The sequence below is a fragment of the Streptomyces sp. CC53 genome (genome assembly GCF_001865245.1).
Taxonomy (GTDB): Bacteria; Actinomycetota; Actinomycetes; order Streptomycetales; family Streptomycetaceae; genus Streptomyces.
The window spans coordinates 1-13,265 of record NZ_MKXB01000004.1 but is presented as its reverse complement, the minus strand read 5'-3'; the positions used below and the strand labels follow the sequence as shown (position 1 = coordinate 13,265).

Annotated in this window: 14 protein-coding genes; 6 read left to right on the top strand and 8 right to left on the bottom strand. The window is 76.0% G+C overall.

Annotated features, from left to right (window positions below; all coding sequences use genetic code 11):
- A partial coding sequence (locus BJP40_RS00330) for a class F sortase (RefSeq protein WP_079170807.1) occupies positions 1 to 591 on the top strand: 591 nt, incomplete at its 5' end.
- A 6-nt stretch (positions 592 to 597) separates the two neighbouring features.
- On the opposite strand, the gene BJP40_RS00325 is transcribed toward BJP40_RS00330, so the two are convergent.
- Positions 598 to 1,719: a sensor histidine kinase KdpD gene (locus tag BJP40_RS00325; protein ID WP_071277510.1), complete on the bottom strand. Its 1,122-nt coding sequence runs from the start codon at positions 1,717 to 1,719 to the stop codon at positions 598 to 600.
- Positions 1,712 to 2,479 (bottom strand): response regulator transcription factor, encoded by a 768-nt coding sequence (locus tag BJP40_RS00320; protein ID WP_071277508.1) that lies wholly within the window; start codon positions 2,477 to 2,479, stop codon positions 1,712 to 1,714. Before BJP40_RS00320 ends, BJP40_RS00325 begins: the two co-directional genes overlap by 8 nt.
- A gap of 166 nt (positions 2,480 to 2,645) precedes the next feature.
- Between BJP40_RS00320 and BJP40_RS00315 the strand changes: the two genes are divergently transcribed.
- Both BJP40_RS00315 and BJP40_RS00310 read left to right on the top strand, forming a co-directional pair.
- Positions 2,646 to 3,269 carry a redoxin domain-containing protein gene (locus tag BJP40_RS00315; protein WP_071277506.1) on the top strand — a complete coding sequence of 208 codons (624 nt, stop codon included), beginning with the start codon at positions 2,646 to 2,648 and terminating at the stop codon, positions 3,267 to 3,269.
- A gap of 1 nt (position 3,270) precedes the next feature.
- Entirely contained in the window at positions 3,271 to 4,206 is a 936-nt protein-coding gene (locus BJP40_RS00310) for a cytochrome c biogenesis CcdA family protein (RefSeq protein WP_071277504.1), read from the top strand.
- Here the strand turns inward: BJP40_RS00310 and BJP40_RS00305 are convergent.
- A complete protein-coding gene (locus BJP40_RS00305; protein WP_071277502.1) occupies positions 4,169 to 4,873 on the bottom strand; it encodes a peroxiredoxin-like family protein in 705 nt (234 codons plus the stop codon). The genes BJP40_RS00310 and BJP40_RS00305 overlap by 38 nt on opposite strands.
- Before the next feature lie 258 nt (positions 4,874 to 5,131).
- Between BJP40_RS00305 and BJP40_RS00300 the strand changes: the two genes are divergently transcribed.
- Positions 5,132 to 6,526 carry an NAD(P)/FAD-dependent oxidoreductase gene (locus BJP40_RS00300; RefSeq protein WP_071277500.1) on the top strand — a complete coding sequence of 465 codons (1,395 nt, stop codon included), beginning with the start codon at positions 5,132 to 5,134 and terminating at the stop codon, positions 6,524 to 6,526.
- Between the two features lie 340 nt (positions 6,527 to 6,866).
- Here BJP40_RS00300 and BJP40_RS00295 read toward each other — a convergent pair whose 3' ends face one another.
- Positions 6,867 to 8,027 (bottom strand): glycosyltransferase family 4 protein, encoded by a 1,161-nt coding sequence (locus BJP40_RS00295; protein ID WP_071277498.1) that lies wholly within the window; start codon positions 8,025 to 8,027, stop codon positions 6,867 to 6,869.
- Positions 8,028 to 8,553: 526 nt separating this feature from the next.
- On the opposite strand from BJP40_RS00295, the gene BJP40_RS00290 reads away from it, so the two are divergent.
- Positions 8,554 to 9,027, top strand: a complete 474-nt coding sequence (locus tag BJP40_RS00290) for a cupin domain-containing protein (RefSeq protein WP_071277496.1) — start codon at positions 8,554 to 8,556, stop codon at positions 9,025 to 9,027.
- Between the two features lie 189 nt (positions 9,028 to 9,216).
- Here BJP40_RS00290 and BJP40_RS00285 read toward each other — a convergent pair whose 3' ends face one another.
- From BJP40_RS00285 to BJP40_RS00270, 4 genes are all read right to left on the bottom strand, one after another.
- Positions 9,217 to 10,407, bottom strand: a complete 1,191-nt coding sequence (locus BJP40_RS00285; RefSeq protein ID WP_107416654.1) for an NAD(P)/FAD-dependent oxidoreductase — start codon at positions 10,405 to 10,407, stop codon at positions 9,217 to 9,219.
- Between the two features lie 50 nt (positions 10,408 to 10,457).
- On the bottom strand, positions 10,458 to 10,655 hold the full coding sequence (locus tag BJP40_RS00280) for a ferredoxin (RefSeq protein ID WP_071277492.1): 198 nt from the start codon (positions 10,653 to 10,655) through the stop codon (positions 10,458 to 10,460).
- Positions 10,656 to 10,714: 59 nt separating this feature from the next.
- Positions 10,715 to 11,635, bottom strand: a complete 921-nt coding sequence (locus BJP40_RS00275) for a pyridoxamine 5'-phosphate oxidase family protein (protein WP_107416655.1) — start codon at positions 11,633 to 11,635, stop codon at positions 10,715 to 10,717.
- Between the two features lie 147 nt (positions 11,636 to 11,782).
- Positions 11,783 to 12,238: a VOC family protein gene (locus BJP40_RS00270; RefSeq protein WP_071267351.1), complete on the bottom strand. Its 456-nt coding sequence runs from the start codon at positions 12,236 to 12,238 to the stop codon at positions 11,783 to 11,785.
- Between the two features lie 160 nt (positions 12,239 to 12,398).
- Here BJP40_RS00270 and BJP40_RS00265 point away from each other — a divergent pair, with 160 nt between their 5' ends.
- Positions 12,399 to 12,971 (top strand): CGNR zinc finger domain-containing protein, encoded by a 573-nt coding sequence (locus BJP40_RS00265; RefSeq protein WP_071267349.1) that lies wholly within the window; start codon positions 12,399 to 12,401, stop codon positions 12,969 to 12,971.
- The last annotated feature ends 294 nt before the right edge of the window (positions 12,972 to 13,265 follow it).

Below are 13,265 nucleotides of genomic sequence, written 5' to 3'. Positions count from 1 at the left end.
CCGGCGCGGCTCCTCGCCTGGGCGGGGCTGGCCGCGGTGGCGTCCGCGGCGCTCACCCTCGCCCTCCCGGCCGGCGCCCCCAGCCCGGCCGACACGGGCGCCCTGCCCAGCGCCCCGCCCGGGTCCGCGCGGCCCGCCGGGTCCGCGCACGCCCCGCCCGTGGCGCTGACCGTGCCGGGGCACGTGGGCACGCTGCCCGTCGACCCGGTCGCCGCCTCCCGCGACGGCGCCCTGGAGGTGCCCGCGTCACCGTCCCGGGTCGGCTGGTGGGCGCTCGGCGCCCGTCCCGGCGACCCGCGCGGCACCCTGCTGCTCGCCGGGCACATCGACTCGGCCGCGGAGGGCGCCGGCCCCTTCGAGGCGCTGCACGCCCTGCCCCTGGGCGCCCGCGCGCACGTCGCCGCCGCCGACGGGACCCGGCACACGTACCGGATCGTCGCCCGCCGCACCTACCGGGCGGACGACCTGCCGCAGGACCTGTTCAACGCGGCCGGCCGGCCCCGGCTCGCCCTCGTCACCTGCGCGGGCGCCTTCGACCCGGAGGCGGGTGCGTACGCCGAGAACCTCGTGCTGTACGGCGTGCCGGGTTGAGCGCCGTCAGGCGCCGGCGACGGCCGCCGGCAGGGTCACCTCGAACCGGCAGCCGCCCTCCACGTTCCGTACGTGCGCGTGCCCGGCGTGCGCCTCCACGAGGCCGCGCACGATCGCCAGGCCGAGGCCCGCCCCCGCCGGAGGGGTGCGGGCCTCCGTGCCGCGCCACCCCGTGTCGAACACCCGCGGCAGGTCCTCGTCCGGGATGCCGCCGCAGCCGTCCGTCACCGACAGCACCACCGTGCCGTCGTCGCCGCGCTCGGCCGCCACGGCCACCGTACCGTCGGCCGGGGTGTGCCGGATCGCGTTCACCAGCAGGTTCGCGAGGACCCGGGTCATCTCCTTGCCGTCGACCTCCACCGGCACGGCCTCCAGCCGGCCGCCCACCAGCCGCACCCCGCGCTCCTGCGCCAGCGGGTCCGCGCCCGCCAGCGCGTCCCCCACCAGGTCGTAGACCGACACCCGCGACGGGCTGAGCGCGAGCGCGCCCGCGTGGATCCGGGACAGCTCGAACAGATCGCCCACCATCGAGTTCAGCCGGTCCACCTCGGTGCGCATCAGCCGGTGGTAGCGGGCCGGGTCCTTCACCACCCCGTCCTCCAGCGCCTCCGACATGGCCCGCAGCCCCGCGAGGGGGGTCCGCAGGTCGTGCGAGATCCACGCCACGAGCTCCCGCCGTGACGCCTCCAGGGCGCGCTCCCGTTCGCGGGACGCGGCCAGCCGGGCGCTCGTCGCCGCCAGTTCACGGCTCAGCGCGGCCAGTTCCGCGGGCGCCGGCCCCGGCGGCGCCAGGAACGTGCCGCCGTCGCCGAACTCCCGCGCCGCCACCGCCAGTCCGCGCAGCCGCCGCACCACCTGGCGGCCCAGCAGCAGCGACGTCGCCAGCGACACGGCGGCCGCCATCGCCACCACCGTCGTCACCACGCCCAGGTCGTGCGACGACAGGAACATCGCCCAGCACACCGCCAGCGTCCCCGCCAGCATCGCCGTGACCGTCACCGCCGACACCACGGCCAGCGACACCGCGACCGAGCGGCTCCGGGTCAGCCGCAGCCCGCACCAGCCCAGCGCGCCCGCCGCCAGGGCGCCCGCCAGCGCGTACAGCGCGATCAGCAGGAAGTCACGCACCGCCGTCCACCTCCTCCGGTCCGACGGGGTCGAAGCGGTAGCCCGCGCCCCACACCGTCTGGATCAGCCGCGGACGCGCGGGATCGTCCTCGACCTTGCCGCGCAGCCGCCGCACGTGGACCGTGACCGTCGACAGGTCGCCGAAGTCCCAGCCCCACACCTCCCGCATCAGCCGCTCCCGGTCGCAGACCTGCCCCGGGTGTCGGAGGAAGTACGCGAGCAGGTCGAACTCGCGGAGTGTCAGGGCCAGTTCGCGGCCGTGCTTGCTGGCGCGCCGGGCCGCGGGATCCACTTCCAGGCCCGCCGCGCGCAGCGGCACCACCGGCTCGGGCCGGGGCGCCGCGGCCAGGGCGCTGCGCCGCAGCACCGACTCGACGCGCAGCACCAGCTCCCGCGGGCTGAACGGCTTCGTGACGTAGTCGTCCGCGCCGATCTCCAGCCCCAGGATCCGGTCCTCCTCGTCGGCGCGGGCCGTGAGCATGATGACCGGCACCGGCCCCCGGGCCCGCAGCTCCCGGCACACGGCCAGCCCGTCCATGCCGGGCAGCATCAGGTCCAGCACCACCAGGTCCGGCCACCGCGCGCCCGCCGCCGCGAGCGCGCCCGGCCCGTCCGCCGCCAGGGCGACACCGAAGCCGGCCCGCTCCAGGTAGCCCGTCACGATCTCGGAGACCGTCGGGTCGTCGTCCACCACGAGGACGTGCTGCGCGCCGCCGCCCCCGCCCGTGCCGCCGCTGCTCCCGCTCTGACCACTCTGCATGCGGCCAGCCTCGCACCGCGGCGCCGCCGAGTCGCCCCCGGGCCCCGGGGGCGGCCACGACGTCCGCATTTCGTAAGGGTCCCGGGAAGCGGGGGGCCTCCCTGCGGGCCCGCCCGCGCCCGTACGGTGGGTCCGTCCTCCGGCACCCGACGTCAGGAGTCCCTCCATGCGCCGTCAGCGAACCGCCCGCCCGCTCGCCGCCACCGCCGCCCTGCTGGCCGCGGTCGTCCTCGCCGGCTGCGGGGGATCCGGCTCCGGCGGTTCCGCGCAGGACTCCTCCCCGGAGCCCGCCGCGTCCGCCGCGGCACCCGCCGCAGACGCCCCGTCCGCCCCCGCCGGCGGCTCGGCCGCCCCGGGGGCGGCGAGCCCGGGAGCCGAGAACCTCGCCTCCACCCTCCAGTTCAAGGGCACCACCCTGGACGGCGCCGCCTTCGACGGGACCACCCTCGCCGGCAAGCCGACGGTGCTGTGGTTCTGGGCCCCCTGGTGCCCCACCTGCAAGGGCCAGGCGAAGGAGACCGCCCGCGTCGCCGCCGAGTACGCGGACCGCGCCAACGTCGTGGGCGTGGCCGGCCTCGACCGGAAGGACGCCATGCGCACCTTCGTCGCCGACAACGGACTGGACGGCTTCCCGCACCTCGCGGACGAGTCCGGGAACGTGTGGCGGAAGTTCGCGGTGACGCAGCAGAGCACCTACGTCGTCCTGGACGCCACCGGCCGGCCCACCCACACCGGCGTGCTGCGCGGCGGCGAGGGCCTCGCCGACAAGGTCCGGGAACTGCTGGGCTGACATGGCCGACCTGCCCCTCGCCCTCGCCCTCACGGCGGGCGTCCTCGCCGCCGTCAACCCCTGCGGCTTCGCCCTGCTGCCGGCCTACCTGTCGCTGCTCGTCCTCGGCGACGACAGCCCCGGCCGGCTCACCGCCGTGGGCCGCGCGCTGGCCGCCACGGCCGCGATGACCCTCGGCTTCACCGTCGTCTTCGCCGTCTTCGGCCTCGCCGTGGCCCCGGTCGCCGGGCAGGTCCAGGAGCACCTGCCGTGGTTCACGGTCGTCTTCGGCGCGGTCCTGGCCGTCCTCGGCGGCTGGCTGCTGGCCGGCCGCGCCCTCCCGGCGGCGCTGCTGCCGAAGCTGCGGCGCGCCCCGAAGGTGGCCCGCTCGCCGCTGTCGATGGCGCTGTTCGGCGCGGCGTACGCGATCGCCTCGCTCGGCTGCACCATCGCCCCGTTCCTCGCCATCGTCGTCTCCGCGTTCCGGGGCGGCTCGGTCGCGGAGGGGGCGCTGCTGTTCGCGGCGTACGCGGCGGGGATGGGCGCGATCGTCGGCGCGGCCGCGCTGACCGTGGCCGTCACCCGCACCACCCGGGTGGGCGCGCTGCGCCGCGTCGGCCCGGTCGCCACCCGCCTCGGCGGCGGCCTGCTGCTCCTCGCGGGGGCGTACGTCGCGTACTACGGCTGGTACGAGATCCGGGTGCTGCGCGGCGCGTCGGACGGCACCGACCCGGTGGTCTTCGCGGTCGGTGAGGTCCAGACCCGGGTCGCGGACGCCCTCGGGGCGGTCGGCGCCCCGGTCGTGGCGGCGGTCGCCGTGGCCCTGCTCGCCGCGGCGGCGGTGGCGGCGCGGCTGCGGGGGCGCCGCAGGGCGGCCGACGGGGTAGCGCCGGGCACCGCGGCCGACGGGGCCACCGGGGTCACCGGGCCCCGGGCCGCAGCGCGTCGAGAGCCGTGAGCACGTCGGCCGGCTCCGCGCGCCGCGTGTAGTCGGCGTCGACGAACGCCCAGCGGATCGTGGAGCCCTGGTCGATCACGTACGTGGCGGTCAGCGGCAGGGTCCTGCCGTGGCCGCCGTTGACCCGGTCCATCTCGAAGCGGAACCCCTCGTACACCTTCGCGAGGGCGTCGGGCACGCGGAAGTCCAGGCCGTACTGCCGGGCGACGGCGGAACCGACGTCGCTGAGCACGTCGAAGTCCAGCGCGTGCTTCTCGACCAGGGACAGCGACTCGTCGGGGACCTGCGGCGAGACCGCGACCAGCCGGGCCCCGCGCGCGGTGATCTCCGTGAGCCGCCGTCGCAGCGCGCGCAGGGCGATCACGCAGAACGGGCACCATGTGCCGCGGTAGAAGGTGAGGACGACGGGCCCCCCGGCGAGCAGGTCGTCCAGGGCGACGGTCCGGCCGGTCGCGGACGGCAGCGCGAACCGCGGCGCCCGCGCCCCGACCGCCAGCGCCCGCTCGGCCCGCCCGGACGCGGCGAGGTCGGCGGTCGCCCGGTCGATGACCTCCAGCATGGCTGCGGGGACGTACGCGCCGCGCCGGGCCCGCACCGCGCGCAGCTCCTCGTCGAGGCGCCGGTCCGCGGGGGCGGGGCCGGGCGCGGGGGTCTGCTGCTCGCTCATCGCGAGGCCCCTTTCTCGTGCGGCGGCGGCAGGCGCGGCCGCTTCCGTGCCCGAAGGCGTTCATGGGACGACCATCCAACAGGCGTATGCAGAAGCGTAGTTGACGGCCCGGCGGGGTGATGTGGCGGGGGTGCCGTGTGCGGGCGGACGGCCCGGGGCGCGGGCGCCGGGCGCGTCCCCCCGTGCAGGCGGCGGCGGACCCCTGACGATGGTGCGGAGCACGGAAGTCCAGTGGAGTCGACGAGGAGGAGGCCACTCATGGGGACCGCGCACGAGGAGCACGCCGTGGATGTCGTCGTCATCGGCATGGGCGTCGGCGGTGAGCACACCGCCGGGCGCCTGGCCGGTGCCGGGCTCGACGTCGTCGGGGTGGAGGCGGAACTCGTCGGCGGGGAGTGCCCGTACTGGGCGTGCATCCCGAGCAAGATGATGATCCGCGCCGGCAACCTGCTGGCCGAGTCGCGCCGGGTGCCGGGCATGGCGGGACGCGCCGACGTCACCGCCGACTTCGGGCCGGTGGCGGCCCGCATCAGGGACGACGCCACGGACGACTGGGACGACACGGCGGCCGTGCAGCGCTTCACCGCGCGGGGCGGGCGGTTCCTGCGGGGCCGCGCGCGGCTGGCCGGGCCCGGCCGGGTGGAGGTCGACGGCCCGGACGCGTGCGTCCTGACCGCCCGCCGGGGCGTGGTCCTCGCCACCGGCAGCCGCCCGCAGATCCCGCCGGTGCCCGGCCTCGACGCGGTGCCCTACTGGACGAACCGCGACGCGGTCGCCGCGAAGGAGGCCCCGGCGTCCCTGCTGGTCCTCGGGGGCGGCGCGATCGGAGCGGAACTGGCGCAGGCCTTCGCCCGGTTCGGCACGGCCGTCACGGTCGTCGAGGCCGCGCCGGGGCTGCTGCCCGCGGAGGAGCCCGAGGCGGGGAGGCTGCTGGCCGAGGTGCTCGGAGCGGAGGGCGTCACCGTACGGACCGGGGCGCGGGCCGCCGCGGTGCGGCACGCGGACGGCGCGTTCCGCCTCACCCTGGAGGACGGCGGGGAACTCGCCGCGCAGCGCCTGCTCGTGGCGACCGGCCGCCGCCCCGACCTGCGGGGGCTCGGCCTGGACCGCGTCGGCCTGGACCCGGGGGCGCGCGCCCTGGAGGTGGACGGCCGGATGCGGGCGGTCGGGGCGGACGCGGTGTGGGGCGTCGGGGACGTGACCGGGCGCGGCGCGTTCACGCACGTGGCGATGTACCAGGCGGAGACCGCGGTCCGGGACATCCTCGGGGAGCCCGGCCCGGAGGCCGACTACCGGGCGCTGCCGCGCGTCACCTTCACCGACCCGGAGGTCGGCGCGGTCGGGCTCACCGAGCTGGCCGCGCGCGACCGGGGGCTCACCGTGCGCACGGGCTGCTCCGGCGTGCCGTCCTCGACGCGCGGATGGATCCACAAGGCGGGCAACGAAGGCTTCGTCAAGCTCGTGGAGGACGCGGAGCGGGGGGTCCTCGTGGGCGCGACGGCGGTCGGCCCGACCGGCGGCGAGGTCCTCTACGGGCTCGCGGTCGCGGTCCACGCGGAGGTGCCGGTGGAACGGCTGCGGCACATGATCTACGCCTACCCGACCTTCCACCGGGCCGTGGAGGACGCCCTGCGCGACCTGACGGCCGACTGAGCCGTCCGACGAGGCGCTCACACCGGTCGCGGTGAGCCGGCGGATGCCGGTGGACCCCGTCGGCGGCGGGGCTCGCGGCCGGCGCCGGACCTGCCGGCTGCGGGGGCCTGCCGGGCCGCGTGTCCGTGTGCTGCCCGGGGCCGTACGCCCGCCGGTCGCCACGGGCCCGACCCCGTCGTCGTGCCGGTTCCGTCCCGGCCGGCCCGGCTCGGGCGGGACCCACTCCGGCCGCGTCCGGCTCGGGGCCGGTCCGACCCGGTCTGCCGGAGATCCGTGGGGCGGGCTGCTGGCGGGCCCGGCCACCGCGGACCCGTGGCGCGGGGCACCCGTCCGGCCGGCGTCAGGGCGTGGCCGCGCGGGGCCCGTCCCGGTCGCCCTCCGGCGCCAGCAGGTCGGTGAGGTGGCGGACCGAGGACTCCCAGGACCACTCCCGCGCCACCCATCGCCGGCCCGCCTCGCTCCGAGCCTCCCGGTCGGGTGCCCGCAGCGCAGAGCCCACCGCGTCCGCCACCGCCGCGACGTCCCGGCCGTCCACGACCCGGCCGTTGCCCCCGTGCCGCACGGTGTCGGGGGCACCGCCCGAGTCACCCACGACCACCGGCAGCCCGCTGGCCTGGGCCTCCAGGAACACGATGCCCAGGCCCTCCGCCTCCAGGCCGCCCTTGCGGGTGCGGCACGGCATGGCGAAGACGTCGGCAGCCGCGTAGTAGTCCGCCATCTCCGCGTGGTCCCGGCCGCCGGCGAACACCACCGTCCCCGCGGGGAGGCCGCGGGCCAGCTTCCGCAGCCGCTGCTCGTCGGGGCCGCGGCCGACCACCAGCAGCACCGCGTCGGGGACGTCCCGCAGCAGCCGCGGCAGGGCGCGTATCAGCGTGTCCTGGCCCTTGCGCGGCACCAGCCGGGCCGCGCACAGCACCACCTTCCGGTCCTCGCCTATCCCGTGCCGCTGCCGCACCGCGCTCCGGCGTGCGGCGGACCCGTCCGGGCGGAACTCCCCGGCGTCCACACCCGGCGCGAGCCGGCTCAGCCGGGCCCGCGGCCCCAGGGCGGACACCAGCCGCGCCCGGGTGTACTCCCCGAGATACGTCACCACGTCGACGTGGTCGCCGATGCGGCGCATCACCTGCCGCGCGCCGGGCGTGCGCGCCCACCAGATCTCGTGGCCGTGGGTCGTCGCCACCATGCGCCGCGCACCGGCGCGCCGCAGGTCGGGCGCCATGAAGGCGAGGGGCGCCGCGGCGCCGAACCACACGCGGTCACAGCCGTGCTCCCTTAAGAGCCCGGCCGCGCGCCGGGTGACCCGCGGCGTGGGGAGCAGCGTGCGCGCCGGGTCGCGGACCACGGGGAACGGCAGGGTGCGGTCGTACGCCTCCATGCCCGGCTCACGGGACGTGTACACGACCACGTTGCCCGGCATACGGGTCACCACGGCGTGGACGAAGGTCTCGATGCCGCCCTGGCGGGGCGGGAAGTCGTTGGTGATGACAAGGGTCGTGCTCACAGCGCGGGCCGCCTTCACTCGTCTGCTGGTCGGTGTCCACCAGGGGGGACGGGCGCACGGGGCCCCGGGTTGATCGCGACGCCCGTGACGGTCGCGGGACCCGAGTCGGTTCAGCCACGGCGGGGCCGGGCCGTTGTCGGTGGTCTCGGGGTGCGGTGGCCGGCGCCGCCGGTGGCCTCGCGCGCGTCAGGTCGTCGCCGGATCGGCCCGCCCGTGGCCGGATATCGCCCCGGCGGACGAGGCCGCCCCCGCCGCCGTACGCGCCGTTGATCCGGAGATCTCGGGACCGCCCGCACCCCGTGTCCGTTGTGGCCGCCCCATACCACCTCACACCGTCCACGACCCGGATCGTTTGGGGCTCTTTGGCGGGGCCTCGCGTGCTCTGGGGTGGTATTCGATTTCCCGAATTCCCCTATCGGATAGCTACGCCGGATTTGCCTTGTGGCTGTCCGAAAGAGCTCCCTACGATTCTGTCCACTGGAAATGAACGCCGCCGTCCGGCGGCGCACCGAACGAGGAGCAGGTAATGAAGCGCACCACTCTGTCGCGTCGAGGGAAGATCATCACGGCTCTGGTCGCGGCAGCGGCGACGATGGGCGGGGCGGGCATCGCCACGGCCACGCCGCCGGTCGGCGCCACCCTGGTCGACCGGTTCGACGGCAAGTTCCTCACGCCGCACGACATCAGGGTCAACAACGTGACCGACGTCGTCCAGCAGACCCTGACCATCCAGCCCGGCGGCGAGACCGGCTGGCACATCCACCCCGGCATCGTGGTCCTCACCGTGAAGTCCGGTCAGATCACCCGCAAGAACGCCGACTGGCACTGCACGGTGGAGACCTTCAAGGCCGGCGACTCCTTCGTCAAGCAGGGCGGCATCCCGCTGAACGGCGTGAACGAGACCAACGAGCCCCTCGTCGTCGAGCTCGTCTACCTGAAGCCCGAGGGCACCCCGCTGCGCTACGAGCGCGAGGCCCCGCGCCACTGCAACTTCGACTGACCTCCGGCAGTCGCGCAAGACCCTCCGGCTCCCCTCCGTCCGGCGCATGCGTAGGGGGGCCGGACCCGTTGGTTCCGCGGAGGATGAATTCCGGGGGAATTCTTCGGGAACCGATCCGGAGCGGGCCGGCTCTTCCCAGGAGAATGGGGGCGCCGGTCCGCTCCGGCTGCTTCGGAATTCCCGCCGTCATCAGGCGGTCATTTCCTGCAGGGTGGTCCGGTAGAACGCGAGCCGCGCGGTGCGGCCGATGGTGAGGGCGCCGACGAGCCGCCCCGACCGGTGGTAGCTGACCTCCAGCCGGCGGCCCGGCAGGTCGTGCTCGACGATCCGCGCCTCGTCCGCGGCGGCGGGCAGGCCCACGGAGCGGATCCTGGCGCCGTACAGGTCGGACCAGAAGGACGGGACCCCGGTGTACGGCTCCGCTTCCTCGGCCGCCAGCAGGGTGGCCGCGGCGGCGGCGCCCTGCTCCACGGCGTTGGTCCAGTGGCCGAGCGCCAGCGGCTGGCCGTCCGCCAGCCGGTGCGGCACCCGCGCGACATCGCCCGCGGCGACCACGTCCGGCGCCGTGGAACCGTCGGTGCGCAGCGCCCGCAGCGAGGCGTCGCAGTGCACGCCGCCGTCCAGGGCCAGGCCGGAGCCCTCGAGCCAGCCGGTCGACGGGACCGCGCCGAGCGCCAGGACCGCCGTGTCGGCCGGGACGGTGGAGCCGTCGGAGAGCACCACGCCGGTGAGCCGGCCGTCCGGTGCGGCGTGGAAGTCGGTGACGGTGGTGCCGGTGCGCAGGTCGATGCCCGCCTCGCGGTGCAGGGCGGCGATGTACGCGCCCGGTTCGGCGCCGATGGCCCGTTCCAGCGGCTGGTCGGCCGCCTCGACCAGGGTCACGTCGAGTCCGCGCGCGACGCCCGCGGCCGCGATCTCGCCGCCGAGGAAGCCGGCGCCGACGACCACGAGCCGCCGTCCCGGTTCCAGCGAGCCTCGCAGGGCGACGGCGTCGTCCCAGCCGCGCAGCGTGACCACGCCGGCGGGCGGTGCGGGGCGCGAGGCCGGCCAGCCGCGCGCGGCCGATCCGGTGGCGATGACCAGCCCGTCGTACGGGAGGTCGTCCCCGTCCGCGAGGGTGACGGTCCGCGCCTTCAGGTCGAGGCCGACGGCGGGCCGGCCGAGCCGCCAGTCCGCGTCCAGGCCCTCCGGCAGGGCGAGGCCGGTGACGTCGGGTTCGACGTCCGAGGTGAGGACCTGCTTGGACAGCGGCGGCCGGTCGTAGGGGAGGTGGGGCTCGTCGCCGACGATCGTCAGGGTGCCGGCGAAGCCGCGGGAGCGCAGGGCCTCCGCCGCCCGCAGCCCGGCGAGCGAGGCGCCGACGACCACGATGCTGTCCATGCTGCTTCCGCTTCTCATGCCGTGTCCCGTGCTGTTCGTGTGACCGGTGCTCACGGCGTGGCCGGGGCGATGGCGATGGCGCGGAGCGGGCAGACGGCGGCGGCCTTCTCGACCTTGTCGCGGAGCTCGTCGGACGGCTCGGCCTCGTAGATCAGGTAGTCGTCGTCGTCGAAGGAGAAGACCTCGGGCGCGGCGAAGACGCACTGCCCGTGGCTCTCGCAGAGGTTCCTGTCGACGGTGATGCGCATGGCGGGCTCCGTTGCGGTTCAGGGGTGGTGAGGAAGAGGCGGGAGGGACGCGTCGCGCGTCAGCTCGCCGGCGGGTTGAAGCGCGAGTAGCCGGGGGAGGACCAGCGCAGCGGCGAGGCGGCGGAGATCTCCCGCACGGCGTCGACCGAGAACTCGACCAGGCGCTGCGCCCCCGGGACCCGGGCGGCCTCGTCGGCGTCCCACACCGTGTGCGCGGTGCCGGACAGGTGGAGTACGGAGCCGGTCTCCCAGTCCGGGAAGAAGAGCCCCGCGGCCGGGTTGAGCTGGAGGTTCCCGAGGGTCAGGAACATGGCGTTGCCGACGTAGTCGGGCCAGCGCAGCCGGGTCGGCGAGAGGACCTTGACGAAGCCGGGGTTGCCGCCGCGGTGGGAGGCGTCGGCGTCACCGCGGTCGGACGCGGTGGCGACGAAGAAGGTGTCGGCCGTGGTCACGGTCAGCTGCTGGGCGGCGGTGAGTTCACCGCCCGCGGTGACGGCCCGCGGTGCGCCGTCGCCGGTCCCGACGTGCTGGTAGTCGCGTTTCTGGAGGTACTTGGGGCAGTTGGAGATGACCTGGTCGAGGTCGACGCGCAGTCCGTCCCCGACGCGGTGGACGCGCCCGTTCATGCGCATGCGGCGCCGCGTGGCGGGCTCGATGGCGATCATGCCGATCCGGACCGGGTTGCCGGGCGTCGCCGCGTTCAGGGCGCCGGCCAGCGGGTCCTCCGGCAGGGGGAGCGCGTCGATCAGCAGGGTGCCGGGGTCCGGGACCCGGAGGAAGCCGGGCGCGCCGGTCAGCTGGGTGGCCCAGATCAGGCCCGAGGCGTCGGCGCCGCCCAGCACGATCATCGGCTGCTCGGCGAGGAAGTCCCGTGCGATGGGCGGGACGGTCTCACCGATGGCACCGAGTGAGAACCCTGCCGTCTCGGCGAGGCCGGCGCGCTGCTGCACCGCGATCTCGCCGCTGTGATACGTGGCCACGGCCATGTCCTTTCCGAACGTCCGATGTGCTGCCGAGCTGCCGGGGGCGTGGTACCGCCCCGGCCGCCGGGCCGCCGACCCGGCCCGGGCCCCGGCGCAGGGGCCCGGCCCGGATCGGTGCGGCGACCGGCGGACTGGGTCTGTCTCTTAGAAGAAGCCGCAGGTGGGGGCACCGGTGGTGGGGGCCTCCGCGGTGTCGGCACCGGAGGGGGCGTACACCTCCAGGCGGGTGCCGTCCGGGTCGGTGAAGAAGATGCCGCCGGACGAGGCGCCCTCGCCGTGCGGGACGACGCCGTCGTACGCGAACTCCGCGTCGAGCGAGCGCAGCACCTGCTCGGTGGCCCGCACCTCCTCGATGGTGTCCACCTGGAAGGAGAGGTGGTGCAGACCGGGGCGGTCGGCGGCGAACGTGCCCTGGCTCTGCTGCCACAGCGTCACGAGCAGCTTGCCCTCGCGACCGAGGAACGCGAACCGGCGGCCGTCCTCCTTGCCCTCGCCCATGACCTCGAAGTCGAAGACCTCGCGGTAGAAGGCGAGCGAGCGGTCCATGTCGGTGACGTTCAGCCCGACGTGTCCGGTCTGCAGGTTCTTGGCCTTGCTCATCGTCGATCACATGCCTTCTGTCGGTGTCGCGAGTCCGCCTCGCAACCGGTGAAACTAAATTTAGTGGTTAGAACCTGGGTACGTCAACCGGTGATCAAGCGATGACCGGTTATCGTGGGTGGTGTGCAGCCGCAGCCCCCCTAGAGGAAGGACCCGCAACGTGCCGACGACCTGGGAGAACGACCCGAGGCCGCTCACCGGCGAACCCGTCGCCATCGACCTGCTGAACACCCGCTGGATCGACGGCGCCGGCCGCCACGACCTGCTGGTGTCGCCGGAAGGACTGGCGATCTGGCTGGCCGCGCCGCAGGTACGGGAAGCGCTGGGGAACACGCCCGTGCCCGCCGATCAGGAGACCCTGGACCGGTTGGTGCACGCTCGTGCCGCGCTCGACCTGGCGGTCGCCGAGCCGGGCCTGCCGGCACCGGAGGCCGTCGAGGCCGTCAACGCCGTCCTCGCGCACGGCCGGGTCCGCCACCTGCTCACCCCCGAAGGCCCCGCCACGGCCGTCGAGGCGGACGCCCCGTCCTGGCTGCCCGCGTGGCTCGCGGCCGCGGACTTCCTGCGGCTCCTCGGGGACCGCCCGGAACGCATCCGGGCCTGCGGCAACCCCGAGTGCGTCCTGCACTTCTACGACGTGTCCAAGAACGGCACCCGGCGCTGGTGCTCCATGGCCGGCTGCGGCAACCGCGCCAAGGCACAGCGCCACTACGCCCGCCACCACCGCCCCTGACCCCGCCGACCCGCGGGCCGCACCCGGCGGACGCCCCGGCTCCGGGGGCGCCCGACCCGTGCGGCCACCCGGCGGAGCCTGCTGCCGCACCACACCCCGGGCCTCGGACGGCGTCCCGCGGAAGCCTGTGGGCCTCCACGGGGGCCGGCTGCCCGTCCGCAGGCCCGCGGGCCCGCGGCCTCCCCGTGTCCCCACGGCCGGGAGTCCGCCCGCGCCCGCCCCGGCCCGCGCTCCGGCCCCGGACGGGACGGACGGCCGGGGGCGCCGCGGTGCCGGCGGCGGGAGCGGCGCGGG

Coding starts and splice junctions, on each gene's coding strand:
- BJP40_RS00280 (WP_071277492.1), bottom strand. CDS start 10,655: ATGCGCATCACCGTCGACAGGAACCTCTGCGAGAGCCACGGGCAGTGC.
- BJP40_RS00310 (WP_071277504.1), top strand. CDS start 3,271: ATGGCCGACCTGCCCCTCGCCCTCGCCCTCACGGCGGGCGTCCTCGCC.
- BJP40_RS00315 (WP_071277506.1), top strand. CDS start 2,646: ATGCGCCGTCAGCGAACCGCCCGCCCGCTCGCCGCCACCGCCGCCCTG.
- BJP40_RS00320 (WP_071277508.1), bottom strand. CDS start 2,479: ATGCAGAGTGGTCAGAGCGGGAGCAGCGGCGGCACGGGCGGGGGCGGC.
- BJP40_RS00285 (WP_107416654.1), bottom strand. CDS start 10,407: ATGGACAGCATCGTGGTCGTCGGCGCCTCGCTCGCCGGGCTGCGGGCG.
- BJP40_RS00270 (WP_071267351.1), bottom strand. CDS start 12,238: ATGAGCAAGGCCAAGAACCTGCAGACCGGACACGTCGGGCTGAACGTC.
- BJP40_RS00305 (WP_071277502.1), bottom strand. CDS start 4,873: ATGAGCGAGCAGCAGACCCCCGCGCCCGGCCCCGCCCCCGCGGACCGG.
- BJP40_RS00290 (WP_071277496.1), top strand. CDS start 8,554: ATGAAGCGCACCACTCTGTCGCGTCGAGGGAAGATCATCACGGCTCTG.
- BJP40_RS00300 (WP_071277500.1), top strand. CDS start 5,132: ATGGGGACCGCGCACGAGGAGCACGCCGTGGATGTCGTCGTCATCGGC.